Below are 23,610 nucleotides of genomic sequence, written 5' to 3'. Positions count from 1 at the left end.
GCGTGATGGCGTTTTAAGAAATTAAATACGATTTCATGAGTTTAAATTTATTTTTAATCGACGATAGCGATGCCAAGTTCTGGCTATTTTTCCGAAAATTATTGGTTAACAGATAGTTGCCAGGCGAATGCGTGCGCTTGCCGCCGCCGCCGTTTCAGGATCTTTTCCTTTACATCCCCCGATCACCCCGCCGAGGAACCTTCGATCGGCGGACTGGTATGGGGGCTTCGCCCTTGGTGGCGCTTTCCCGGGCCTGCCAACCGTGACACCATGGGTTGACCTCTCAACCCCCGTTGGCCGCATTTGCGCCCGCATGCCATGACCGCCCTCTCAGCCGACAGCCATCTCAGCTTCCGCCGGTATCAGTCGGCCGGGTTCTGCCATACCCATGACCATGCCCAGATCGTGCTGCCTTGCCAGGGAACCCTGGAGATGGAGGTGGGCGGACGTGGGGGACGGGTGGATGCCGCTGTCGCCGCCTTCGTCCTGCCGGGGGAAGTGCACTGCCAGCGGGCCGAGGGCGACAATCGCTTCCTGATCGTGGACTGCGCCGGTGGCGAGGGGGCCGGTGCGCCGGACGAGCGCATGCTGGAACGGTTGGGCCGCCGTACTTTCCTGCCCATGACGCCGGCCGTGCGCCGCCTGCTGGACTTCATCACCCTGACCGCGGGCAATGCCGATGGGGGCGGCCGGACCCTGGACGGCCTTGCCCGGCACTGGACGCCCCTGCTGCTGGATACGCTAATGGCGGAACCGGCCCGCCCGGCCTCGCGCCTGCATGCCCTGCTGGCCCGGCTGGAGGCGGCGCCGGAGCGGCCGTGGACGGTGGAGGGCATGGCCCGCACGGCGGGTCTCAGCGCCAGCCGCCTGCACGCCTTGTTCCGGGAGGAACTGGACCAGACCCCCCAGGCCTACGTCGCGTCGTTGCGCCTGGCCCGCGTCATGGACCAACTGGCCGGCACCACCCTGCCCATCGCCCAGATCGCATACCAGTCCGGCTACGCCGACCAGAGCGCGCTGACCCGCGCGTTGCGCCGCGCCGTGGGCCTGACCCCCGCCGCCTACCGCCGCCAGCATGGGAGGGGACAGTAAGGGACGTGCTGGTTCCAAAGACTGCCTGTGCCCCGGCCCGAATTCTGTTATTCATGTATTCATGAGCGCCCTATCGCCCATTGTGTCGGAACATGAATCCGAAGAAGCAGCGGCCCGCTACGACCGCTGGTTCCGGGAGAAGGTGCGCGCTAGCCAGGAAGATGGCCGTCCCCTTATTCCGCATGACGCTGTCATGGCGGAGATGGATGAGATTATCCGGCGCGCTGAAGAGCGTGTCGCCCAGCGCAATGCCATGTCCGCGACGTAGGCCCTTCGCTGCCCGTCGGATGCGGCAGATCATTGAGGATGCCGTCCTTCCGGCAGCCGAGCATCCGTATCTCTTCCGTCCCGGCCGGGTTCCCGGCACACGTGAGATCGTCGCTCATCCGAATTACATCGTGATTTATCAGGTGCTGGACACGCACATTGAGGTGCTGGCCGTTCTGCACACGCGGCAGGATTATCCTTGAGTGGCAATAGTCCGAGCCCAAACAATGACAGGATCCGTCTATAGGCTTGGCCGCCCCGTCGCCATTTTCAGGGCGACGAAAGGGTAAGGGCCATGAAGACGGATAGGACCATGCTGGCCGGGATCGGCTGCGGCGTGATGGCGGGGGCGTTCTGGGGCGTGGTGTTCCTGGGGCCCCGGGTGCTCCAGGCTTTTTCCCCGCTGCAGCTGGCGGCCTCGCGCTATCTGCTGTACGGCCTGGTTTCGGGGGTGCTGATCCTATCGCGCTGGCCGACGCTCAAAAGCCAGGTGGGGCGTGGGGAATGGCTGGCGCTGCTACGCCTCAGCCTGCTGGGCAACATCGTCTATTACATTTTCCTGGCCAGCGCCGTGCACCTGGCCGGCGTCGCCGCCACCTCGCTGGTCATCGGCCTGTTGCCCATGGCCGTCACCCTGGTGGGTAGCCGGGAGCAAGGGGCGGTTCCGCTGCGGGCCTTGATCCTGCCCTTGCTTCTGGGGGTGGCCGGGGTGTCGCTCATCGGCATCGACCTGATGGGGCGGCCGGTTATCGGGTCTATTTCGATTACGGAACGATTCTTGGGCCTGGCGTGCGCCGGTGGCGCGCTGGCGTCCTGGACCCTCTACGCCGTGCTGAACAGCCGCTGGCTGGCCCGCCTGCCGGCCGTGTCGGCGCACGACTGGTCGCTGCTGACCGGTGTCGCCACCGGGGCCCTGGCCTTGCTGCTGGCCGCGCCTGCCTTCCTTTGGCACCCCACGCCGCATGCCGTCGGCGATTGGGCCCTATTCTGGGGCGTCAGCGCCGGCGTGGCCATTGGCGCCAGCGTGGTAGGCAACGCCCTCTGGAACCGGGCCAGCCGCTTGCTGCCCCTGACCCTGATGGGGCAGATGATCCTGTTCGAGACGCTGTTCGCCCTGCTGTACGGATTCCTGTGGGACCAACGCTGGCCCACCGTGCTGGAGGGCCTGGCCATCCTGGCCCTGGTCATCAGCGTGGGCTTGTGCGTCGGCCGGCATCATCGCCAGCCGGAAGGCGCCGCCCCCGAGGCTGGGGCCCCAGAGACGGCGTAGGGTGGCGGCGTAGGGCCTCACAACGCGCAGTCGAAGCTGTCGGCGCTGTTGAGGTCCCCCGTGCCCTTATAGCGCGCCACCTTGGGGTAGGGGCACAGGGGCCGGGTGCGGCCGGGCCAGGGGGTGTCCGGCCCGGCGCTGGCCAGGATGCGGTCCGGCGCCTGGCCCTGCTCCACCCAGCGCACCAGGGCGCCGAAGGCGTCATAGTGCGCGGTCGCCGGGCCGCCGGCGCAATGGTTCATGCCCGGCACCGGGAAGACACGGACGAAGGCGGCGGCCTTGCCCCCCTCGCGGCCGTCCACCTCCCGCCACCAGGCCAGGGTGTCGTTGATGGAGAACACGGGGTCGGAGGCGCCGTGCGGCACCATCAGCTTGGCGCCCCGTGCCTTGAGGCCGGACAGATCAGCCGAGCGTGCCGACACGTCCTGCCAGGCGGACCGGGGGAAGGTGGCGCTGGTGGCCGTCAGCCGCGCCGCCGTCTGGTCGATGTCAAGGCCCATTTGCCAGCGCAGCAGCGCCTGCGGATCCGGCGGCAGGGGCGTGGGCGGCGTGGTGAAGACCGAGGCCAGCGAGGCGCCGCCCAGGGCTACGTTCAGGCTGGGCACCTTGTCGGCCAGGCCCAGCTTCCAAATGCGCCAGCCCGGGGCGGCCACGCCGGCATCCCAGGGCCAGTCGCTGTAGATCGCCTGCCCGGCCTTGGTGCGCGGTCCACCATAGGACCGGGTGATGGCGGTGACCTGGTCGGCGCTGAGGCAGCCGTCCGCCTTGGCGCCGGCGCAGGTGCGGGCCTTCAGCGCCGGTGCCACCTTGGCGGCGGTGCACTGGGCGAAGGTGCCGACGATACCGTCCTTGGCGCCATCGTCGGCGTCGCACGCCTCCAGCACCGCGTCGCGGACCAGGTTCAGGTCGGCGTCGCTGAAGGCGGCGGACAGCAAGGGGAAGGACGGCTGGCCATCCGGCCCCTTGGCCAGTCCGGCGAAGGCCTGCACGTCCCACGCCTGGGCCAGGGCGGCGCGGGGCAGGGCGAAGCCGGGGGCGCTGGCCAGGATGCCGTCGAACTCCTCCGGATGCTGTTGGGCGAAGACCATGCCTTCCTCTCCGCCCTTCGAGCAGCCGACGAAGTAAGAGCGGTGCGGGGCGGCACCGTAGAAGGCCGCGACCAGGGCCTTGGCGGCATCGGCCACGGGCTTCAGCGAGGCGTTGCCGTAGTCCGCCCGCGCCTGCGGGTCGAAGCCGAAGGCGGTGGTGCCGCCGTGCGTCGGATCGGTGTTGCGGCCATTGTCGTGTCCGGAATCCTGGCTGACCACGGCATAGCCCTGTACCAGGGCCGGCGGGGTGTCCGAGCCCGTGGGGCCGATGGCGTTGCCGACCTCGCCGTTGGTGCCGCCGCCGCCCTGGAAGAAGAAGCCCTGGTTCCAGGCGGCGGGCAGGCGGATGTGGAAGCGTATGGCGTAGGCCTGGCCGTCCACGCCGGTGCGCTCATGCATCACGCCGTAGACTTCGCAATGTTCCGGCAACTGCACCGGCGTGCCGGGGGCGCCTGGCATCATGGGCGGCAGGGTGACGGGGCCGGCGGCCTGCGGCGTGGCCGAGACGATGCGGGTGCTGCCGTCCGGCCAGCGGCCGGCCATGGTCTTTTCCAGCGCCAGGCAGCGGCCCTTCAGGTCGGGTTCCGCCGCGCGGGCGCCACCCAAGGGGACGGAGAGGGCCAGCAGGCTGGCGGTGGCCGCGAGGCTCAGAGTCAGGGGGTGATGGGGCATGGGGTGTTCTCCGTCAGAACTCGCGGTGCAGGCGCAGGCCGTATTCGCGCGGCGCGCCGTAGAACTCATTGTTGCCGGACTGGCCGGTGACGTACTTCCGGTCGGTCAGGTTGGTGGCATAGGCCTCCACCGTCCAGTCCCCGGACCGCAGCGTGACCAGGGCCGACAACAGGGTGCGGGCGGCCAGGTAATCGGTCACGCGGGAGTAGAGGATGTCGGTATAGCTGGGCCCGACATAGGCGAGGTTCAGGCGGGGGGTGAGGGTCATGCCATTGGGCAACTCGATGGTGTAGTCGATACCGGCGTTGCCGGTCCATTTGGGCGAGAACAGGTTGGGCCCGCCGCCGCCGGTGCGCAGATAGCCGGTGTAGTCGAAACAGACGGGCGGGTTGCTGGCGGTGCCCGCCGGGCACTGCGGCCCCAGGGTGCCGGGCGGCAGCAGGCGCTGGTCGACCACGGTGATGGAGCCCAACTGGCTGTCGACATAGGCGAAGCCGGCATCGGCGCCAAAGGCGCCGAACTTGGCCTGCACCTGGCCCTCGACGCCCTTGATGGTGGCGTCGGCCAGGTTGACGACGCCGTTCTGACCGTTGGTCAGGTCGATGCGGCCGAACTGGAAGCCCTTGTAATCGTTGTAGAAGGCGCCCAACTGGGTGCGCAGGTGGCCATCCAGCAGCGTGGACTTCCAGCCCACCTCGTAGTCCCACACCGTTTCCGGGCTGAATTCCGAGGTGGAGGAGTTGAAGCCGCCCGGCTTGTAGCCGCGCGCGGCGAAGGCGTAGAACAGGGTGTCGGCGTCCGGCTTCCAGTTCAGCGCCACCTTGCCCGTGGGCATGCTGTCGTCATGCCGGCCGGCGGTATCGGCCACCTGCAGGCCGTTGGCGGGGAAGACGGGGATGCCGCGGCCGATGTAGACGCCGCCGTCGCCGGTGACGTGGAACCAGCTTTCGCGGGCGCCCACCTGCAGTTCCAGGTCCGGCGTGATCTTGTAGCCGCCCTGGGCGAAGACGCCGGTGGTCAGCTTGTTGTTCTTGGTGCCGATGTTGGTGGGGAACCCTGCGTTCTCGTTCAGGATGTCGACATCGATCTTGTTGCGCTGGTAATACCCGCCGACGATCCAGTTGAAGGCGCCATCGGTGGGGGAGAGGATGTTGACCTCCTCCGTCCATTCCCGCTCACGCACGTACTGCTGCTCGGTCTGGGTCGCGGCCTCGGTGGCGTCGCTGTCATAAAGGTTGTTGATGCGCTTGTTCTGGAAGCCGCTTAGCGACCGCACGGTGATGCCGTCCTCGAACTCATAGCGCAGTTCCAGGCTGTTGATGATGGCGCGCTCGGAATTCTGCGTGGGCGCGTTGTAGTCCAGGTTGCGGATGCCGGGCACGGCGGCGTCGGCGTATAGCGTGCCCGGGACGGGGCGGTAGGCGTAACCGCCGGTGTTCTTGTTCGCCGCCTCCACCTTCAGCAGGGCCTGGAAGGCGCCGGGGCGCCACAGCACCCCCAGGCGGCCATCCGTCTCGTTCAGGCCGCCGGGCTGGTTGTGATAGGGGCCGACGTCGTCATAATAGCTGTCGTGCTCGCGATGGTTGGCGGCCAGGCGGATGGCCAGCGTATCGGTCAGGGGGATGTTGATGGCGCCCTGCGTCGCGACGGTGGCGTAGTTGCCGTAGGCCACCTCGCCATAGCCCTCCACCCGATCCAGTTCCGGGCTCTTGCTGGTGATGAACATGGCGCCGCCGGTGGAATTCGATCCAACCAGCGTGCCCTGGGGACCGCGCAGCACCTCGACGTTGGCGATGTCGTAGAAGCTGTTGGTGGTGACGATGGGCGGTTGGAACAGGCCGTCGATGTATGTGGCCACGCCGTTGGCCACCTGGGGCGATCCGCTGGCCAGGCCGATGCCGCGGATGTTGACCGACTGGGTCAGGCCCGCGTCCGTCACCGTCAGGGCGGGCGAGGCGAACTGCAGGTCCGACAGGCGGGTCACCGCCTTGTCGGCCAGCTTGTCGCCACTGATGGCCATGGCGGCGATGGCCACGTCCTGCAGGTTCTCGGTGCGGCGTTCGGCCGTCACCACGATGTCCTGCAGCGTGTCGCTGGCGGGCTGGGGCGCTGACTGCGCCAGGGCCGATGCCGACAGGCACAAGGCCATGGCCGTCGCCATCGTCGCGGAAGTGGCCTGTAAAGTCACCTTTACCATTTTATGATGCCTCCCTCGGATTTTATTGGGCGGCCTCCGGACTGACCGGGGCGCCGGCGTTTTGCTGCTTGGGTACAGGCGGTGCTTAAAGCGGCGCGGCGCCGACGCGGTGTCGGCCGCCATAGCGTGTGGCGGGCCCATCGGAGATGCAAACGCGGACTGGTGTTGGCGTCATGCTCGGTATCCTCCCCGCCGGCTTTCTATGAACCGTGCTTGGCCAACACTGTTATATTTCATAACTTCTGTCAATGGCCCCGTTTGCAAGAGTGTCTCAGGACTTGGCCTTGACCTCACGGCGTCCGCCGGCCATACCCCAGGGAACGGATAAGAACGGCTGAAAATCGGGGTTGAAATAAAATGTCAAAAGCAGCGGGCGGTACCCCGTCTTCGGCGCGCATCCTTGTCGCCAGCCTGGTGGGCACGGCGGTGGAGTTCTATGACTTCTACATCTACGCCACCGCCGCCTCGCTGGTCTTCGGGCCGCTGTTCTTCCCCGTTGCGTCGCCTTCCGCCCAATTGATGGCCGCCTATGGCAGTTTCGGCATCGCCTTCCTGGCGCGGCCGCTGGGCTCCATCGTCTTTGGCCACTTCGGCGACCGCATCGGGCGCAAATCCACGCTGGTGGCCTCGTTGCTGTTGATGGGTGGATCGACGGTGCTGATCGGCCTGCTGCCCACCTATGACAGCATTGGCTGGCTCGCCCCCTTCCTGCTGTGCGTCCTGCGCTTCGGCCAGGGCTTCGGCCTGGGTGGGGAGTGGGGCGGGGCCGTCCTGCTGGCGGTGGAGAACGCGCCGCCCAGCCACCGCGCCCGGTACGGCATGTTTCCGCAGATCGGCGCGCCGGTGGGCTTCATCGCCGCCAACGGCCTGTTCCTGCTGCTGGGCGAGTTCCTGACGCCGACCCAGTTCCATGATTGGGGCTGGCGCCTGCCCTTCCTGGGCAGCGCCGTGCTGGTGCTGCTGGGCCTGTGGGTGCGCCTGAAGCTGACGGAGACGCCAGCCTTCGCCAAGGCGCTGGAGCAGGGGCCGCCGGCGGCCGTCCCCTTGGCCGAGGTGGCGCGCGACTTCCCCCGCCAGACCCTGGGCGGCACCTTCGCCGCCATTGCCTGCTTCGCCCTGTTCTACCTCGCCACCGCCTTCGCCCTGGGCTACGGCACCACTACCCTGGGCTACAGCCGCACGGCCTTCCTGGGGGTGCAGTTGGGCGCCATCCTGTTCCTGGCCGTGGGCATCATCGCGGCCGGCTGGTGGGCGGACCTGGCCTCGCCCCGCCGGGTGCTGATGGCCGGCTGCGTCATGACGGCGCTGGTGGGCCTGGTGCTGGCCCCAATGATGGCCAGTGGCTCGCTGGCCGTGGTGGGGTTGTTCCTCTGCCTGGCGCTGCTGGTCATGGGTTTCGTCTACGGTCCCCTGGGGGCTTGGCTGCCCAGCCTGTTCCCGGCGCGGGTACGGTACACCGGCACGTCCATGACCTTCAACCTGGGCGGTATCCTGGGTGGCGGCATCGCGCCCGTGCTGGCGCAATCCCTTGCCCAGTCGGGAGGGCTGCCCTATGTCGGCGCCTATTTGGCTGGTGCCGCCCTCATCAGCCTGGCGGCGCTGTATCCCCTGCGCGGCCGGGCGGGCGCCGTGGCGGTGGAGACGCCGGGTCCCTAACGGCCAAAGGTGACCGGTGTCAATTGGCACCCAGTAGGGCCGGATTCAGGGAATAGCCGCCCACGATGCTGGCCCGGTCCAACACATGCCCCGCCATGGCCAGCAGGGTGGAGGTGCCGTTGATGGGCCCCACCACTGGCAGACGGGGAATGTCCAGCGCATGGATGGTGAAGATGTACCGGTGGAAGATGCTGTCGTTCCACGGCGGGCAGGGACCATCATAGCCGTAATAGTCGCCGGTCCGCGCCCTGTCCTCCAGGTACAGGATGGTGAAGTCGTTCATGCCGTGGCGGGCGCCCGCCGGTTCCGGCGCCGAGGGGCCTTGCTTGCCGCGGTTGGTGATGCCGGCGCTGTGCCGGCCTTCCTTGACCTCCCGCGTCCGGGCGGGCAGGTCGATCAGGATCCAGTGATAGAAGGGCACGCGGGGCAGGTCGGGTGACAGCGTCCTGCCTTCCCGGTTGGCGTCGTTCCAGCGGTGCGGGGCGTCGGGACTGTGCACGGTGAGCACGAAGGACCGCGTTCCCCCCGGCGGGTCGCTCCACGCCACATGGGGATTGCGGTTGGGTCCCGGCCGGACGCGGCCGATGCTGGAGGTGACGGCGTAGGCACAGGCATCGGGCAGGCGGCCGCCATCACGGAAGCTGTTGCTGGTGATCTGCATGGGGTCCTTTCTTGCCCCAGCAATATGCCCCCATTTGACGTGCAGAACTCAAGTAGTTTTCAATCTATTGGTCAATTGGGTGGGGTGCCGAAAGGTTCCCGCCACCGCTGCATACCCATGCATCGCAAGCGTCGCGGCGCCACCCGGCCCCGCGGGGGGAAATCCGTTGGGGGACCATGGTGGCGCCGCCGAACGCGGTTGTGCAGTGAAATGTTGTAAACGGCGTGCGAATCAAGGGGCAGGGGTCAACGCGCGGGGGAGGGCGCGGGCACCACCGGATAATAGGCGCGCCGGACCAGCAGTCCGATGCTGCCCACGGCCACCGCCAGGGTCAGCAGGGTGGTGGCGACCAGTGCCGCCGCCGCCAGGCCGTCGATCACGGGGCTGCCGGCCCGGGGGACGAAGATCATCAGGCCCTGCGCCAGCGTGGCGACGCCGAAGGTGTAGGCCCAGTATCCCGGGGCGAAGGCCTGCTCCCGCAGCCAGCGATAGGCCAGGGCCAGGCCGGCGGTAACGAACAGGGCGTAGCCCAACAGGATGTAGGTCAGGGGCAGGCTGGTCTCCCGCCCGGCCAGCACCTGGTAGGCCGCCAGGGCCACCACCGGCGGGGCCATGTAGATGCCCATGAAATTGCGTGTCTTGGCCGCCAGGCCACCCACGAACAACTGCTGGGTGATGACGCTGTCGGTCACCAGCCAGGACAGGCCGCCCACGCCCAGCAGCACCCAGCCCAGTTCGGTATAGCCGAACAGGCCGGCGGCCAGCGCGTTCACCAGCACGCTGGCGACATAGGTCAGGTACAGCGACGGCGTGGTGTGCCCGGGCTCGCGCTCCCGACTCCAGTTCTGCGCCAGGCGGTAGGCGCCGTAGGCCAGGTTGGTGGCGGAGCCCAGCGCGAAGATGGCGACGGCCAGCACCGGCACATAGGGGCGCAGGGCCAGCGCCGAGAGGATGACGGATTCCGGGACCAGGGCCACGAAGGCCGATTGCACCGGGTCGCGGAATTCCGCCAGCGCCGCCGGCCGGTGGCTGATCCACTTGTTGGCATACAGCAGTCCCCACCACAGGAAGGATAGCAGCGCCAGGCCCTGCAAGGCCTCGCCCACCACTGGCGGCAGATGCCAGAGATCGGTGGCGTTGCGCCAGGCGTTGCCGGTTTCGGCCAGGCCCAGGGTCATGGCGAAGAAGGAGGCGGGGGCCACGGGCAACAGGCCCGGGGCGGCGGTGCGCGAGGGGTGCGTGGACATTCGGCGGTCCTTTCGGGACGGGGTAGGGACGCCGCCGATTTCACGCCAGCCCGGCTTTGGCAGCAATTGTACGCATACGCCGTTTCCTGCCAAGATGCCCTTGTCTTCCGCCAAGGTGGGGTCATCCCATGCGTACCGTCGCCATCGCCATCTTTCCCGGCGTCCAGGCCCTGGACGTGGCGGGGCCGCTGGACGTCTTTGCGGAGGCCAACGGCTTCCTGCCGCCGCAGGATCACTACGCCCTGACCGTGCTGGGCACGGCGGCTGGGCCGATGCGCGCCTCCAACGGCTTGTACCTGGCGGCCGACCGGATCATCGACCCGGTCGCCGATCGTTTCGACACCTTGCTGGTGGCGGGTGGCCCGGACTTGCCCAGGGGGCCGGTGGACCCTGGGCTGGCGGGCTGGCTGCGCGCGGCGGCGCCGCGCTGCCGGCGCTACGGCTCCATCTGCACCGGTGCCTTCGTGGTGGGGGCCGCCGGCCTGCTGGACGGCCGCGCCGCCACCACCCATTGGCAGGATGCGCCGGCGCTGGCGGACCGTTTCCCGGCCGCGCGGGTGGAATTGGACCGCATCTACCTGCGCGACGGGCCGCTGGTCACCTCCGCCGGCGTCACCGCCGGCATCGACTTGTGCCTGGCCCTGGTGGCGGAGGATCATGGCGCGGCCATCTCCCTGGCCACGGCCAAGCGCCTGGTGGTCGTGGCGCAGCGCCAGGGCGGCCAGTCGCAGTTCAGCCCCTATCTCATGCTGCCGGCGGATGACGGCTCCCCCATCGCCCGGGTGCAGACCCATGTTATGCAGCATGTGGCGGAGGAGCATACGGTGGCCAGCATGGCCAGGGTGGCCGGCATGAGCGCCCGCAACTTCGCCCGTGTTTTCGTGCAGCAGGCCAAGGTGACGCCCGCCGAATTCGTGGAGCGGGCGCGGGTGGACACCGCCCGCAACCTGCTGGAGGGTGGCGACCTTCCCTTGAAGACGGTCGCCTTCCACAGCGGCTTCGGTAGCGCCAACCGCATGCGCCTGGTGTTCGTCAAGAACATGGGCATGACGCCCAGCCAGTACCGCGCCAGCTTCCAGCCCATCTCCCTGTAGGGACGGGGATCAGGCCGCCTCGGTCTGGTAGGCCGGTTCCAGCGGGGCGTCGCGCCATTGCCGCCGCCAGGTGCTGGGGCTGAGGCCCACGACGCGTCGGAACAGCTTGGAGAAATGGGCTTGGTCGCACAGGCCGCAGGCCAGTGCGATCTGGCACAGCGGTTCCTGGGTGGTCAACATTAGGTGCTGCGCCCGCTGGATGCGACGCTGCACCACATAGGTGTGCGGCGGCACGCCGAAGCTGCTCTTGAACGCCCGTGAGAAATAGCGGGTGCTGAGCCGGGTGACGGTGGCGCAGCCGTCCATGCGGATAGTACCGGCCAGATTGGCGTCGATATGGCTGATCACCCGGCGGATCTGCCAGGGCGCCAGGCCGCCGCGGATGGCCTCGGTGATCGCTGGCGATGGCAATGATGCGGCGGGCGACGTGCCTTTGGCCGCCTCCCGGGTCGTCTGGGGGGCGGCTTGGCCGGCCCCACCGGGCCGGATGCCCTGGGGGGTGGCCTCCCCCCGCAGGAAGGCGGCGGCGCGGGCGATGCAGGCGCGCGCCGCGTCGCGGTCGCTGTCCAGGATGTCGCCGGCGTCGTCCAGCAGCTTCACCACCATAGCGGCGATCCACCTGGTGTCGGCGGCGGCCCGCGTTTCGATGTTCCCTTGGTTTGCGTCCATCATGGCTGCCCCCGTCATGGGTGCCCCCGCACCCCGCGGAAGGCCGTCCTTACGATGGGGGAAGTCTGCCGTTAGCCCGCCCTGATGGCGAATTAAGTGCTGTAATTTGTTGTAAGTTGCCGTCAACCGGCGCCCCACTAATAACGAAATGGACATGAGGACGGGGCGAATAGGCGAAAACTGCGGAATTTTTTAAAATCTGGCTGTCTCGATGGGGTATTGCCTCCTGGAGGATTGCCCGTCGCGATCTCATGGGCCAGCATCATTTCGTCCGCTGGCGGCGGGCCGGCCGGCATTCCTCTGGTCGCGTCTTATGGAATACGGCGGTATGTTCGAACGGTTCCGCCTGTTGTTCCGGTTTCCATGAGCATCTCTATCCATGACGGGGTTGCTTGGCGGATTTCATTGGGATTGAGGCGTTGTAGGCCGGTCGCGGCCGATGTCGCCATTTTGTCGGGGACCTGGCGGCGGGTCCTTGCCGCGAGGGGGGGGACCGTGGGGGGGCGTGGCATGACCGATACGACGGTTGGTTCAGGCTCCGAACGGCTGCTCACGTTCGGCTCCTTCCGCCTTTCGCCGGGTCGCAAGATCCTGTTGGACGGTGATGCCCCGCTGCGCCTCGGCAGCAGGGCGCTGGACATCCTGATCGTGCTGGCGGAACGCGCCGGCCAGGTGGTGGCCAAAGACGACTTGGTGGCCAATGTCTGGCCCGACACCTATGTCGATGACGCCAACCTGCGGGTCAACATCGCCGCCCTGCGCAAGGCCCTGGGCGAGGGCCGCGATGGCGCCCGCTACATCGCCAACGTTCCCGGACGGGGCTATTGCTTCGTGGCGCCGGTGACGCGCTTGGACGGGGTGCCGGAACCGGTCACCCTGGCGCCGTCCCCCGCGCCCGGCGGCGCCGGCGGGGATCTGGCAGGCCATAACCTGCCCGTTCGGCTGACCCGCGTCGTGGGGCGGGAGGCGCTGGTCCGCACCCTGTCCGAACAGCTGCCCACCCGTCGCTTCATCACCCTTGTCGGACCGGGCGGCATCGGCAAGACGACGGTGGCGCTGGCCCTGGCCGAGGCGGCCGCGGCCGGTTATGCCGATGGCGCGCGCTTTGTGGATTTCGCGCCGGTGACGGACGCCACCCTGGGCGACGCCACGCTGGCGGCCAGCGTGCTGGCCGGGGCCCTGGGCGTCTCGGTCGACCGCATCGCCGACCTGGGCGCCATCCTGCAGGACAAGAACCTGCTGCTGATCCTGGATAATTGCGAGCATGTGGTGGGAACGGCGGCGGTGCTTGCCGAGACCGTGCTGCGGGGCGCCCCAGGCGTCCATATCCTGGCCACCAGCCGTGAGCCGCTGCGGGCGGAGGGGGAATGGGTGCAGCGCCTGGCCTCGCTGGAAACCCCGCCGGTGACCGCCGCCATCGACGCCGCACAGGCCCTGGGCTACTCCGCCGTGGCCCTGTTCGTGGAGCGGGCCGCAGCCTGCGTCGACACCTTCACCTTCGCTGATGCCGACGTGCCGCTGGTGTCCGAGATCTGCCGTGGCCTAGACGGGATCCCGCTGGCCATCGAACTGGCGGCCGCCCGCCTGGACCTGTTCGGGCTGCGCGGCTTGGCCACCCGTTTGAACGACCGCTTCGCCCTATTGGTGCGGGGCCGGCGCACCGCCTTGCCCCGGCACCAGACGCTGCGCGCCATGCTGGACTGGAGCTATGAACTGCTGCCCGTGGCGGAGCGGACGGTGCTGCATCGCCTGGCAGTTTTCGCCGGCGGCTTCACCATGGAATCCGCCGCGACCGTGGCGGGCGACACGCTGCTCAGCCAGACCGACATTCTGGTGGCGTTGTCGAACCTCGTGGCCAAGTCGCTTTTGATCGCTGATGTTAGCGGTAACTATGTCCACTACAAGTTGCTGGAAATGACCCGGGCCTACGCCCTGGAAAAGCTGAGGGAAAGCGGGGAGCTGCCTCGCCTGCTGCGCCGGCATGCCGAATGCCACCGCGACCTGCTGGTGCGGGCGGAACAGGAGTGGGATCACCGGCCCACGGCGGAATGGCTGGAGGTCTACGGCCGGCAGATTGACAATTTGCGCGCCGCCCTCATCTGGGCTTTCGGGCCCGAGGGGGACGCCAGCCTGGGTCTTTCCCTCACCGCCGCGGCCGTGCCGCTGTGGATGCAGCTGTCGCTGATGAACGAATGCCGCGAGGCGGTGCGCCGCGCATTGGACATTATGCCGCCGTCGTCGGCGGCGGAGCCGGTGCCAGGCCCGGATGCGGAACGGATGCTGCGCCTGCTGGCGGCGCTGGGCCTGTCGCTGATCTACACCAAGGGGCCGGGGCCGGAAATCCGCGCGGTGCTGGGCCAGGCGCTGACCCTGGCGCGCCATTTGGACAACATCGACTATCAGTTGCGCGCCCTGTGGGGCCTATACGTCGAGATCTTCAATGAAGGTCGCTATAGCCAGGCGCTGGAGATTTCTGAGCAGTTCCGCGCCGTGGCGGTACGGTCGGCCGACCCGGTGGATCTGATGGCGGCCGATCGCATTCGGGGTTTCGCCCTGCATCTGATTGGTGATCATGCCGCCGGCCGGCGCCATATCGAGGATGGGCTGCGCCGCTATGTCCGACCCAATCATCGCGGTCACCTGGTGCGTTACCAGTACGACCAGCGGGTGGCGGCGTGCGTGCCCCTGTCCGTCATCCTTTGGATCGAGGGTTTTCCCGACCAGGCGGCGGCCATGGTGGCCATGGCGGTGGAGGAGGCGCAAGTCGTGGACCATGCCCTGACGCTGGGGTATGCCCTGGCCACCGCGGCTTGCCAGGTGTCCCTGCTGGTGGGGGATCTGGCCGCGGCCGATCGCTATGTCGGGCAGCTGCAGGACCAAGCCACCCGTCATGGCCTGGGACCGTGGGCGGTGATGGGCCGCTATTTCAAGCATCGGCTGCAGACACTGCGGGGTGAGCGCGCGGCCGGCCTGACCGGAATGCGCGCCGCGATGGCGGACCTGGAGGCGATCAACTTCGCCCTGCGCTATATCGGCTATCTGGGCGAATGGGCGGAGGCCCTGGGTCAGGCCGGCCAGGTGAGTGAAGGGCTGCAGGTCATCGATCAGGCGCTGAGCCGGTCGGAGACGCGCGGTATCCGCTGGGCCATGCCCGAACTGCTGCGCGTCAAGGGTGAACTGCTCATGCGGGAGGACGGTTCCAGTGCCGTACGCATGGGCCCCGCGCAGGCGGCGGAGGCCCATTTCCACGACGCGATGGCCTGGGCGCGGCAGCAGGAGGCCCTGTCGTGGGAGTTGCGCGCGGCCCTCAGCCTGGCGCGCCTTTGGCGCAGCCAAGGCCGGTCCGCCGATGCCCACGCGCTGGTGCATGGTGTCCATGGCCGCTTCACCGAGGGATTCCTGACCGCCGATCTGGTGGCCGCCCGCGACCTCATGGTGACCCTGGTGCAGGACATGGCCTGCCCGCTGGCGTCCGGCGTGCTGGATGGCGCCATCGGCCCCGCGCGGCCCTGGCCGGTGCGCGAGGGGCGGGATGGAGAGGTCATTCCCTTCCCGGGCGTGGCCTGCTAGGCGGGCGGATCTGTTGCAGGACACAGCGCGTTGGGGGGGCAAGTCTGTTCGCAAGCATATAAAACCGGTTGTGACAGGGGAGCCTCAGGCCCCGTAACCACCATCTATGGTCAGGACCGAACCTGTGACGAAGGAGGCATCGGGGCTCGCCAGGAAAAGAATGCCGGCCGCCACCTCTTCCGGCCGGCCATAGCGCCCGAAGGCGTTCATCGCGGCCTGCACGGACGCGAAGGGTCCACCGGCCGGATTGAGGTCGGTGTCGATGGACCCGGGCTGCACCACGTTCACGGTGATGCCCCGGGGGGCCAGATCGCGGGCGGCCCCCTTGCAATAGCCGGCCACGGCCGCCTTGGCGGCGGTGTAGTCGGCCAGGCTGGGAAAGCCGACGCGGGCCGCCACGCAGGCGCCCACCGCGATGATCCGGCCGTCGTCCGCCAATACACGCGACGCCGCCCGGATGGCGGTGACCACCCCGGCCAGGTTCACGGCATACTGCCGGGTCAGCGCCTCGATGTCGCAGTCGGGATCGTCCACGTCACCGGTGGCGAACATGCCGGCGTTGTTCACCAGGATGTCCAGACGGCCGAACTGGGCCACGACACTGCCGACCAGCCTCTCGATCTCGGGTGGGTTGGCTTGATCGACCTTGAACGCCGCCGCGCGGGCGCCCCCCGCCCGCATGTCCCGCACCACGGTGTCGGCCAGGGTGGATGAGGCCAGGTAGCTGATCGCCACATCCGCCCCCGCGCCGGCCAGGGCCTTCGCGGTCGCGGCCCCGATGCCGCGCGAGCCGCCGGTGACCAGGGCCACCTTGCCCGCCAATTTCTTCGTCATGCCTGCCATTTCCGGGATTGGGGGATTGTCGCGGAAGGGGCGCGAGCCGGGCCTTCCGGAATGTTCCTGTTTTCAGGATTGGGCCGTGCAGGCGGTATGACGGAGATATATTCCCATGATGGAAATCGCTATCCATGAACGCTGCGGCTCCCGTCAGTCAGGTCCCCGCCCGGGGGCCGTTTTACGGCGCAGGGTGCCGCTGTTCCGCCGCCGCCGATTGTACGATTCGCCCTCTAATTTGAAACTGTGTGCGGCATCATGTCCGACGGTGGCTGGTTTTTTCAGTCTGCCCGGCGCTAAGGTTCCCGCCGGATATTCAGGGGACTACTGGGGGATGCATGCGTATCGCGATGATCGGTTTGGGGGATATCGCGCGCAAGGCCTACCTGCCGGTCCTGGCGGCGCGCGGTGATGTCACCTTGTCGCTGATGTCCCGCGATGCGGACAAGGTGCGGGCCATCGCCGCCGACTGGCGTGTGGCCCACGCCCACAGCGATCTGGGCGCCTTGCTGCGCGATGGATTGGACGCCGCCTTCGTCCATGCCGCGACGGCGGCGCATGAGGAACTGGTCACCCGGCTGTTGACCGCGGGCATCCCCACCTATGTCGACAAGCCCCTGGCCGATACCGCCGCCGCCGCTGAGCGGCTGGTGGATTTGGCGGAGGCGCGCGGTGTCAGCCTCATGGTCGGGTTCAACCGCCGCCACGCCCCAGCCTATGCCGCCCTGGCGGCGGCCCCCCGGGACCTGGTGCTGATGCAGAAGCATCGCGTGGATTTGGCCGACACGCCGCGCACGGTGGTGTTCGATGACTTCATCCATGTCGTGGACACGCTGCGCTTCCTCATGCCGGCGCCGGTGCGTGAGCTGCGGGTGGACGCCCGCGTGCGGGACGGCCTGCTGCACCATGTGGTGCTGACCCTTGCGGGGGGCGATGGCGCCATGGCCTGCACCGCCATTGGCACCATGAACCGGGTGGCCGGCGTGAATGAAGAGGTGCTGGAGGTTTCCGGCCAGGGCCGCGATGGCCAGGCGGTACGCCACCGTGTCGTCGATATGGCCGACATCCACATCGCCGAGGCCGGCACCCACACCAGCACCCGGCGGGGCGACTGGACGCCCGTGTCGGACCAGCGCGGCATCCGCCAGGCGGTGGACCATTTCCTGGGCGCCTTGCGCGCCGGCCGGACCTTGAGCGCCCGCGACGCGTTGGAGACCCACCGCCTGTGCGAGACGGTGGTGCGGCAGGTTCAGGCCGCCAGCTGAGGCTTCACCGTCAGACGCAGGAAGCTGGCGACGCTGGCGGCGCCGGCGGCGAAGGCGCCCAGCCACAGGGCCAGCGTGGCGCCATAGGTCAGGTCATGGTTGGCCAGCAGGCCGAAGCAGGCGGCCGTCAGGGCGGCGCCGGTCGATTGGCCCAGCAGGCGGGCGGTGGCGACGATGCCGCTGGCCCCGCCGCTGCGGTGCAGGGGGGCGCTGCTCATGATGGCCTTCAGGTTGGGTGACTGGAAAAAGCCGAAGCCGGCGCCGCAGACGCCCAGGCGCCAGGCGATGTCCAGGCTGGACGGATGGGCCGGCATCGTCGCCGCCAGCGCCATGCCCAGGCACAGCATGGCCAGACCCAGGCCGCCCAGGATGCCGGCGGGATAGCGGTCGGACAGCTTGCCGGCGATGGGGGCCATCACCGCCACCACCACCGACCAGGGCGTGATCAGCAGGCCCGTCTCCACCGCCGTCCGGCCCATGACCGACTGGAACAGGAAGGGCAGGGCGACGAAGGCCAGCCCCTGCGCGATGAAGGTGCAGACGGATGTCAGGGCAGACAGGGCGAAAACCCGGTTGCGGAACAGGTCGATGGCCAGCATGGGGGCGGGGTGCCCCCGCTGCCGGCGCAGCAGCAGGAAGCCGCACAGGGCGGCCCCCGCCAACTCGGCCCCCACCCGCGGCCAGGACGCCGCGTGCGCCGCCTCGCCCATGCCCAGCACCAGCAGGGCGAACAGGCCGGCGGTCAGCAGCGCGGCCACGCCATCGAAACGGTGGCCCAGGGGCGGGATGGCGGGCAAGGTGACGGTGGCCAAGCCCAGGGCCAGCAGGCAGAAGGGCACGTTCACCAGGAACAGCCAATGCCAGGTCGCCACCGACAGGATGGTGGACGTGACGGTGGGGCCGATGGCGAAGGAGATGGCGACCGCCAGGGCGTTGCGGCCGAACCCCCGGCCCATGATGCGGGCTGGATAGATGTGGCGGATCAGCGCGAGGTTGACGCTCATGATGGCGGCCGCACCCAGGCCCTGCACCACGCGCGCCACTTCCAGCAGGAACAGGGTGGGGGCCATGCCGCAGGCCAGCGACGACAGGGCGAACAGGGCCAGGCCCGCCAGGTAGACGCGCTTTTGTCCCAACAGGTCGCCCAGCGAGGCCAGCGGCAGCACGGCGGCGGCCACCGCCAGCTGGTAGGCGTTCACCACCCAGACGGAATCGGCGGCCGTGGCCTGGAAGTCGCCGGCGATGGTGGGCAGGGCGGTGTTGGCGATGGCCGTGTCCAGCGTGGCCATGCCCACCGCCGTCAGGATGGCGGCCATGGCCCAGAACCGGGGACGGTCGGGCAGGCCATCCGTCTGCGTCGGCTTGGGGGTATCCATCACGTCTGCGGTCATCGGCCTATCCCAGGCTTCCGGTCATCGATCCGCTTCCGGGATAGTCGAAGTCGGCCCTGTCCAGGCGCGCCGAAAGCGCTGGCGTGCCATGCCCCCGCCCCGGCCAAGCCAGGGCGGGGGGCCCAGGGCGGCGGGCCGGGATGATCAGACCTCGTAGGGGGATTCGGCGCCGGTCAGCATGACCTCCACGGCGGCCACGGCGGCCACGGCGTGACCCACCAGGCGGGGCTGGATCTGGGTGGGGAAGACTTCCGGGCCGATGATGCCGATGCCGATGGGCTTCATGAAGTCCAGCTGCATGTTGACCAGCGCGTCGCTGACCGACTGGCCCATAACGCGGCCGTGCGCCGTCTCGCCATGCTCGATGATGCCCAGCACCACCACGGCGTCGACATCGTCGCGCTGCAGCAGGCGTTTGGTGGCCAGCGGCTTTTCGTAAGAGCCCGGCACCCGCACCACGGCGCGCAGCTTCATGCCGCGCTCCTTGATGGCTCCGGCGGCGGCGGCCAGCATCGTCTCGCATTCATTCTTGTGGAAGGAGCCGACGACGATGGCGACTCCGCTTTTCTTGGGCACGGGATGCTACTCCTGAAGAAGGGCGCGAACGCTGTCAGGCGTCCGCCCAATGGGAAGGCGGCCCACTATGGCGAAAAGAAGGGGCGGCGAAAAGACGTCGCCGCCCCCATCTCAGCCTTCCGAAGGTCGGCGGAACACCACCACCCGGGTGGTCATCAGCTGCACCACCTCGCCCCGCTGGTTCCGCGTTTCGGTCCGCATGGTGATCATCCCCCGGTCGGGCCGGGATCGGGAGGGCTTTACCTCCAGGATCTCGCAGTGCGCCTGCAGGATGTCGCCGGGCCGGGTGGGCGTGGGCCAGGTGATGTCCGCGCCGGCGCCGATGACGCCGCCGGCGATGGGCAGGCCATCGACCATCAGCCGCATGGTGACGGCGGCCGTGTGCCAGCCGCTGGCCGCCAGCCCGCCGAAGAAGCTGCGGCCGGCCGCCTCCTCATCCAGGTGGAAGGGCTGGGGGTCGAACTGCGCCGCGAAGGCCTTGATCCCGGGGGCGTCCAGCGGGTGCGTGCCGGTCACGTGGCGCTGACCGGGGTAAAGGTCGTCCAGGTACAGCTTGGGGCCGGTGGTGGAGGTGGTCGCCGTTTCCGACATGGGTGGTTTGCTCCGGTCGCGGGGGTGTCAAGCCGGGTGGACCGGCTTTGTGGCTTGCATAATGAAAGTAACAAGGTCTATATGGCGTCCTGTGGCTTTCATTATGAAAGTAACACAAGGATGGCATCCATGCACGATAGCAGCCCGATCAATCCGCAGTGCCCCATCGCCCGCAGCCTGGACCGGGTGGGGGAGTGGTGGAGCATGTTGATTTTGCGCGAGGCGTTCCTGGGCGCCAGCCGTTTCGACCAGTTCCAGAAGAATCTGGGTATCGCACCCAACATGCTGACCCGCCGGTTGCAGACGCTGGTGGCCAACGGCCTGTTGGAAAAGCGGCCCTACAGCACGCGGCCGCTGCGCCATGAATATGTGCTGACGGCCGCCGGCCAGGACTTCCGCCCCGTGCTGTGGACCATCATGGCCTGGGGCAACCAGCATTTCGCACCCGAAGGCCCGGCCATTCAGCTGGTGGACAGCGCCACCGGTGCGCCAGCCGAACCGATGCTGGTCGATCGCCATACCGGCCGGCCGCTGACCTATCCCGCCTTCCGTGTCGTGGCCGGCCCCGCCGCCGACGCCCGCACCAAGGCGCGCTATCCCACTTGGCCCGCCACTGCGCCCGCCACTGCGGCCGCCACCGCGCCCACGCCGAACCCCACCGAATCCGCCGCCGCCCCGACCGGCGCCGCCGCTTGAAGGATGCGATCCCATGTCCAGCCAGACCTATGAACAGCAACAGGACGGCCGGCTTGCCGGCAGCCCGGTGAAGTCGCGGCGCTTGGGCCGCACGCTCCTCCTTTCCGTCCTGGGCCTCGGCCTGGGCGTGGCGGCCGCAGCCTACGGCTATGACTGGTGGACCAGCGGCCGCTTCATCGAAAGCACCGACGACGCCTATGTCGGTGGCGACGTCACGGTGATCGCGCCCAAGGTGTCCGGCTTCATCGCGCAGGTGGCGGTGACCGATAACCAGGCGGTGCGCGCCGGCGACCTGCTGCTGAAGCTGGACGACCGCGACTATCGCGCCGCCCTTGCCCGGGCCGTGGCGGCGGTGGAGGCGCAGGAGGCCACGCTGGCCAATCTGGAGGCGCAGCGCCGCCTGCAGCAGGCCGTCATCAACCAGGCCGCCGCCGGCGTCGGCGCCGCCAAGGCCGAGACCGATCGCGCCAAGTACGACCAGGACCGCTACCGCGCCCTGTCGGCCACGGCCGCCGCTTCGATCCAGGCCTTCGAGAAGGCGGACGCCGCCTACAAGCAGGCGGTGGCGAATGGCGAGAAGGCCACGGCCACCTTGCAGGCGGCCCAGCGCCAGATCGACGTCATCGACACCCAGAAGCGCCAGGCGGAGGCCGCGCTGGCTGGCGCCATCGCCGACCGCGACACCGCGCAACTGAACCTCAGCTACACCGAGCTGCGGGCGCCCATCGACGGCACCGTCGGCAACCGCAGCGCCCGGCCGGGCGCCTACGCCACCATCGGCGCACAGCTGATCGCCATCGTGCCGGCGCAGGGGCTATGGGTGGACGCCAATTTCAAGGAAAGCCAGATCGCGGACCTGAAGGCCGGCCAGCCGGTGTCGGTCGAGGCCGACGTGCTGCCGGGCCGCCAGTTCCACGGCCGCGTGGTCAGCATGGCGCCGGCCACCGGGGCGCAGTTCAGCGTGCTGCCGCCGGAGAACGCCACCGGCAACTTCACCAAGATCGTGCAGCGCGTGCCCGTGCGCATCCTGCTGGATGGCGAGGGCAGCCTCTTGGGCAGCCTGCGGCCCGGCCTGTCGGTTACCGCCGCCATCAACACGAAGGAGGGCGGCACCAAGGCGGTCGCCGTCGCCGGAAAGACGGCGCCATGACCGCCGCCGCCACTGCCGGGGGGGCAGGGGTGGCGATAGCCGCCCCGCGGAGGAAGGAACTCTCCCCCCGGGGCAAGATCGTCGCCTTCGCCATCATGTGCGTGGGCATGTTCATCGCGCTGCTGGACATCCAGATCGTTTCCGCCTCGCTGCGCGACATCGGCGGCGGCCTCTCGGCCGGCACGGATGAGACGGCCTGGGTCCAGACCAGCTATCTGATCGCCGAGATCATCGTCATCCCGCTGTCCGGCTGGCTGGCGCGGGTCATGTCCACCCGCTGGCTGTTCGCCGTTTCCGCCGCCGGCTTCACCCTGACCAGCCTGATGTGCGGCTGGGCCTGGGACATCCAGAGCATGATCGCCTTCCGGGCGCTGCAGGGTTTCCTGGGTGGGTCCATGATCCCCATGGTCTTCACCTCCGCCTTCGCCTTCTTCGCCGGCCCCCGCGTGGTTGTGGCCGCCGCCACGGTGGGCGCCCTGTCCTCGTTGGCGCCCACCTTGGGCCCGACGGTGGGCGGCTGGATCACCGACCATTATTCATGGCACTGGCTGTTCTTCATCAACCTGGTGCCCGGCCTGTTCGTCACCATCGCCGTGCCCCTGATGGTGCGCATCGATGAGCCCGACTGGTCGCTGCTGAAGGGCGCCGACTATCCCGGCATGCTGCTGATGGCCATCTTCCTGGGCTGCCTGGAATATACGCTGGAGGAGGGGCCGCGCTGGGACTGGTTCGACGACGACACCATCCGCCTGACGGCCTGGATCTCGGCCATCGCCGGCGTCGCCTTCGTCGCGCGCAGCCTGACCTACGCCAACCCGGTGGTGGACCTGCGGGCCCTGAAAAGCCGCAACTTCGCCCTGGGCTGCCTGTTCTCCTTCATCACCGGCATCGGCATCTTCGCCACCATCTACCTGACGCCGCTGTTCCTGGGCCGGGTGCGCGGGTTCAGCGCGCTGGATATCGGCCTCGCCGTGTTCTCCACCGGCTTGTTCCAGGTCAGCGCCATCCCCCTCTACACCATCCTGGCCAAGCGGGTGGACCTGCGCTGGCTGATGATGGTGGGATTGACCGGCTTCGCCCTCAGCATGTGGAACTTCACCCCCATCACCCATGACTGGGGCTGGCGCGAACTGCTGCTGCCCCAGGCCTTCCGAGGCTTCTCCCAGCAATTCGCGGTGGCGCCCATCGTCACCCTGACCCTGGGCGGCCTGCCGCCGGCGCGGCTGAAGCAGGCATCGGGCCTGTTCAATCTGATGCGCAACCTGGGCGGCGCCATCGGCATCGCCGTGTGTGGCACCATCCTGAACGACCGCACCAATCTGCACTTCGAACGCCTGGCCGAACATCTGACGCCCGCCAGCGACCCCATGCGCGCGCTGGTGGCCAAGGTGGGGGCGTCCGACGTCGCGACCCTGGGCGGGGACGCGCTGCGGGGTCAGGGGGCGGCCTTGAAGCAGCTGTGGACCCTGGCCTATCGCGAGGCCCAGACCATGGCCTATGCGGACGCCTTCCTGGTCATCCTGGTGTGTTTCATCATCGCCACGCTGCTGGTGCCCGCCATGCGCAAGGTGGGGCCGCCCAAGGGGCCCTCCGCCGACGCGCATTGAGGGTCCGGCCGGGAAAT

General features: G+C 68.6%; 20 protein-coding genes. 11 read left to right on the top strand and 9 right to left on the bottom strand.

Features of this window, described 5'->3' with window-relative positions:
- Positions 1 to 318: 318 nt before the first annotated feature.
- The 4 genes from FBZ89_RS04275 to FBZ89_RS04260 all read left to right on the top strand — a co-directional run bounded on the left by FBZ89_RS04275 (position 319) and on the right by FBZ89_RS04260 (position 2,629).
- On the top strand, positions 319 to 1,092 hold the full coding sequence (locus FBZ89_RS04275) for an AraC family transcriptional regulator (protein ID WP_145748773.1): 774 nt from the start codon (positions 319 to 321) through the stop codon (positions 1,090 to 1,092).
- A 61-nt stretch (positions 1,093 to 1,153) separates the two neighbouring features.
- Positions 1,154 to 1,360: a type II toxin-antitoxin system RelB family antitoxin gene (relB, locus tag FBZ89_RS04270; protein WP_145748990.1), complete on the top strand. Its 207-nt coding sequence runs from the start codon at positions 1,154 to 1,156 to the stop codon at positions 1,358 to 1,360.
- Between the two features lie 19 nt (positions 1,361 to 1,379).
- Positions 1,380 to 1,562 carry a type II toxin-antitoxin system RelE/ParE family toxin gene (locus FBZ89_RS04265; RefSeq protein ID WP_211115096.1) on the top strand — a complete coding sequence of 61 codons (183 nt, stop codon included), beginning with the start codon at positions 1,380 to 1,382 and terminating at the stop codon, positions 1,560 to 1,562.
- A 92-nt stretch (positions 1,563 to 1,654) separates the two neighbouring features.
- Positions 1,655 to 2,629 (top strand): DMT family transporter, encoded by a 975-nt coding sequence (locus FBZ89_RS04260; protein WP_145748771.1) that lies wholly within the window; start codon positions 1,655 to 1,657, stop codon positions 2,627 to 2,629.
- 17 nt (positions 2,630 to 2,646) lie between these two features.
- Here the strand turns inward: FBZ89_RS04260 and FBZ89_RS04255 are convergent, their stop codons facing one another.
- Together FBZ89_RS04255 and FBZ89_RS04250 are read right to left on the bottom strand one after the other, a co-directional pair.
- Entirely contained in the window at positions 2,647 to 4,389 is a 1,743-nt protein-coding gene (locus tag FBZ89_RS04255) for a tannase/feruloyl esterase family alpha/beta hydrolase (RefSeq protein WP_211115095.1), read from the bottom strand.
- A 13-nt stretch (positions 4,390 to 4,402) separates the two neighbouring features.
- Positions 4,403 to 6,586: a TonB-dependent receptor gene (locus FBZ89_RS04250; RefSeq protein ID WP_186457192.1), complete on the bottom strand. Its 2,184-nt coding sequence runs from the start codon at positions 6,584 to 6,586 to the stop codon at positions 4,403 to 4,405.
- Between the two features lie 357 nt (positions 6,587 to 6,943).
- Between FBZ89_RS04250 and FBZ89_RS04245 the strand changes: the two genes are divergently transcribed.
- Positions 6,944 to 8,242 (top strand): MFS transporter, encoded by a 1,299-nt coding sequence (locus FBZ89_RS04245; protein ID WP_145748769.1) that lies wholly within the window; start codon positions 6,944 to 6,946, stop codon positions 8,240 to 8,242.
- 19 nt (positions 8,243 to 8,261) lie between these two features.
- Here FBZ89_RS04245 and FBZ89_RS04240 read toward each other — a convergent pair whose 3' ends face one another.
- Entirely contained in the window at positions 8,262 to 8,903 is a 642-nt protein-coding gene (locus FBZ89_RS04240; protein ID WP_145748768.1) for a YbhB/YbcL family Raf kinase inhibitor-like protein, read from the bottom strand.
- A gap of 245 nt (positions 8,904 to 9,148) precedes the next feature.
- A complete protein-coding gene (locus tag FBZ89_RS04235; protein WP_145748767.1) occupies positions 9,149 to 10,150 on the bottom strand; it encodes an SLAC1 family transporter in 1,002 nt (333 codons plus the stop codon).
- 128 nt (positions 10,151 to 10,278) lie between these two features.
- Here FBZ89_RS04235 and FBZ89_RS04230 point away from each other — a divergent pair, with 128 nt between their 5' ends.
- Positions 10,279 to 11,244, top strand: a complete 966-nt coding sequence (locus FBZ89_RS04230) for a GlxA family transcriptional regulator (RefSeq protein ID WP_145748766.1) — start codon at positions 10,279 to 10,281, stop codon at positions 11,242 to 11,244.
- 9 nt (positions 11,245 to 11,253) lie between these two features.
- Here the strand turns inward: FBZ89_RS04230 and FBZ89_RS04225 are convergent, their stop codons facing one another.
- A complete protein-coding gene (locus FBZ89_RS04225; protein ID WP_186457191.1) occupies positions 11,254 to 11,916 on the bottom strand; it encodes a helix-turn-helix domain-containing protein in 663 nt (220 codons plus the stop codon).
- A gap of 507 nt (positions 11,917 to 12,423) precedes the next feature.
- On the opposite strand from FBZ89_RS04225, the gene FBZ89_RS04220 reads away from it, so the two are divergent.
- Positions 12,424 to 15,483 carry an ATP-binding protein gene (locus FBZ89_RS04220; protein ID WP_186457190.1) on the top strand — a complete coding sequence of 1,020 codons (3,060 nt, stop codon included), beginning with the start codon at positions 12,424 to 12,426 and terminating at the stop codon, positions 15,481 to 15,483.
- 84 nt (positions 15,484 to 15,567) lie between these two features.
- Here FBZ89_RS04220 and FBZ89_RS04215 read toward each other — a convergent pair whose 3' ends face one another.
- Entirely contained in the window at positions 15,568 to 16,317 is a 750-nt protein-coding gene (locus FBZ89_RS04215; protein ID WP_145748763.1) for an SDR family NAD(P)-dependent oxidoreductase, read from the bottom strand.
- Positions 16,318 to 16,655: 338 nt separating this feature from the next.
- Here FBZ89_RS04215 and FBZ89_RS04210 point away from each other — a divergent pair, with 338 nt between their 5' ends.
- Entirely contained in the window at positions 16,656 to 17,582 is a 927-nt protein-coding gene (locus FBZ89_RS04210; protein ID WP_145748762.1) for a Gfo/Idh/MocA family protein, read from the top strand.
- Here the strand turns inward: FBZ89_RS04210 and FBZ89_RS04205 are convergent.
- The 3 genes from FBZ89_RS04205 to FBZ89_RS04195 all read right to left on the bottom strand — a co-directional run bounded on the left by FBZ89_RS04205 (position 17,567) and on the right by FBZ89_RS04195 (position 20,140).
- Entirely contained in the window at positions 17,567 to 18,973 is a 1,407-nt protein-coding gene (locus FBZ89_RS04205; protein WP_246172032.1) for an MFS transporter, read from the bottom strand. The genes FBZ89_RS04210 and FBZ89_RS04205 overlap by 16 nt on opposite strands.
- A gap of 144 nt (positions 18,974 to 19,117) precedes the next feature.
- Complete coding sequence (ribH, locus tag FBZ89_RS04200) at positions 19,118 to 19,549, bottom strand: 6,7-dimethyl-8-ribityllumazine synthase (protein WP_246172031.1); 432 nt, start codon at positions 19,547 to 19,549, stop codon at positions 19,118 to 19,120.
- Between the two features lie 111 nt (positions 19,550 to 19,660).
- Positions 19,661 to 20,140, bottom strand: a complete 480-nt coding sequence (locus tag FBZ89_RS04195) for a MaoC family dehydratase (protein WP_145748761.1) — start codon at positions 20,138 to 20,140, stop codon at positions 19,661 to 19,663.
- A gap of 129 nt (positions 20,141 to 20,269) precedes the next feature.
- On the opposite strand from FBZ89_RS04195, the gene FBZ89_RS04190 reads away from it, so the two are divergent.
- The 3 genes from FBZ89_RS04190 to FBZ89_RS04180 are packed head-to-tail and all read left to right on the top strand — an operon-like array spanning position 20,270 to position 23,593.
- The gene (locus FBZ89_RS04190; RefSeq protein WP_145748760.1) at positions 20,270 to 20,836 is read left to right on the top strand and encodes a winged helix-turn-helix transcriptional regulator; all 567 of its coding nucleotides are present in this window, start codon (positions 20,270 to 20,272) and stop codon (positions 20,834 to 20,836) included.
- Between the two features lie 13 nt (positions 20,837 to 20,849).
- Positions 20,850 to 21,986: an HlyD family secretion protein gene (locus tag FBZ89_RS04185; RefSeq protein ID WP_145748759.1), complete on the top strand. Its 1,137-nt coding sequence runs from the start codon at positions 20,850 to 20,852 to the stop codon at positions 21,984 to 21,986.
- Positions 21,983 to 23,593, top strand: a complete 1,611-nt coding sequence (locus FBZ89_RS04180) for a DHA2 family efflux MFS transporter permease subunit (RefSeq protein WP_145748758.1) — start codon at positions 21,983 to 21,985, stop codon at positions 23,591 to 23,593. Before FBZ89_RS04185 ends, FBZ89_RS04180 begins: the two co-directional genes overlap by 4 nt.
- Positions 23,594 to 23,610: the final 17 nt, after the last annotated feature.

The sequence above is a fragment of the Nitrospirillum amazonense genome (genome assembly GCF_007828045.1).
Classification (GTDB): Bacteria; Pseudomonadota; Alphaproteobacteria; order Azospirillales; family Azospirillaceae; genus Nitrospirillum; species Nitrospirillum amazonense_C.
This window is presented reverse-complemented; position numbering and strand designations above follow the sequence as displayed.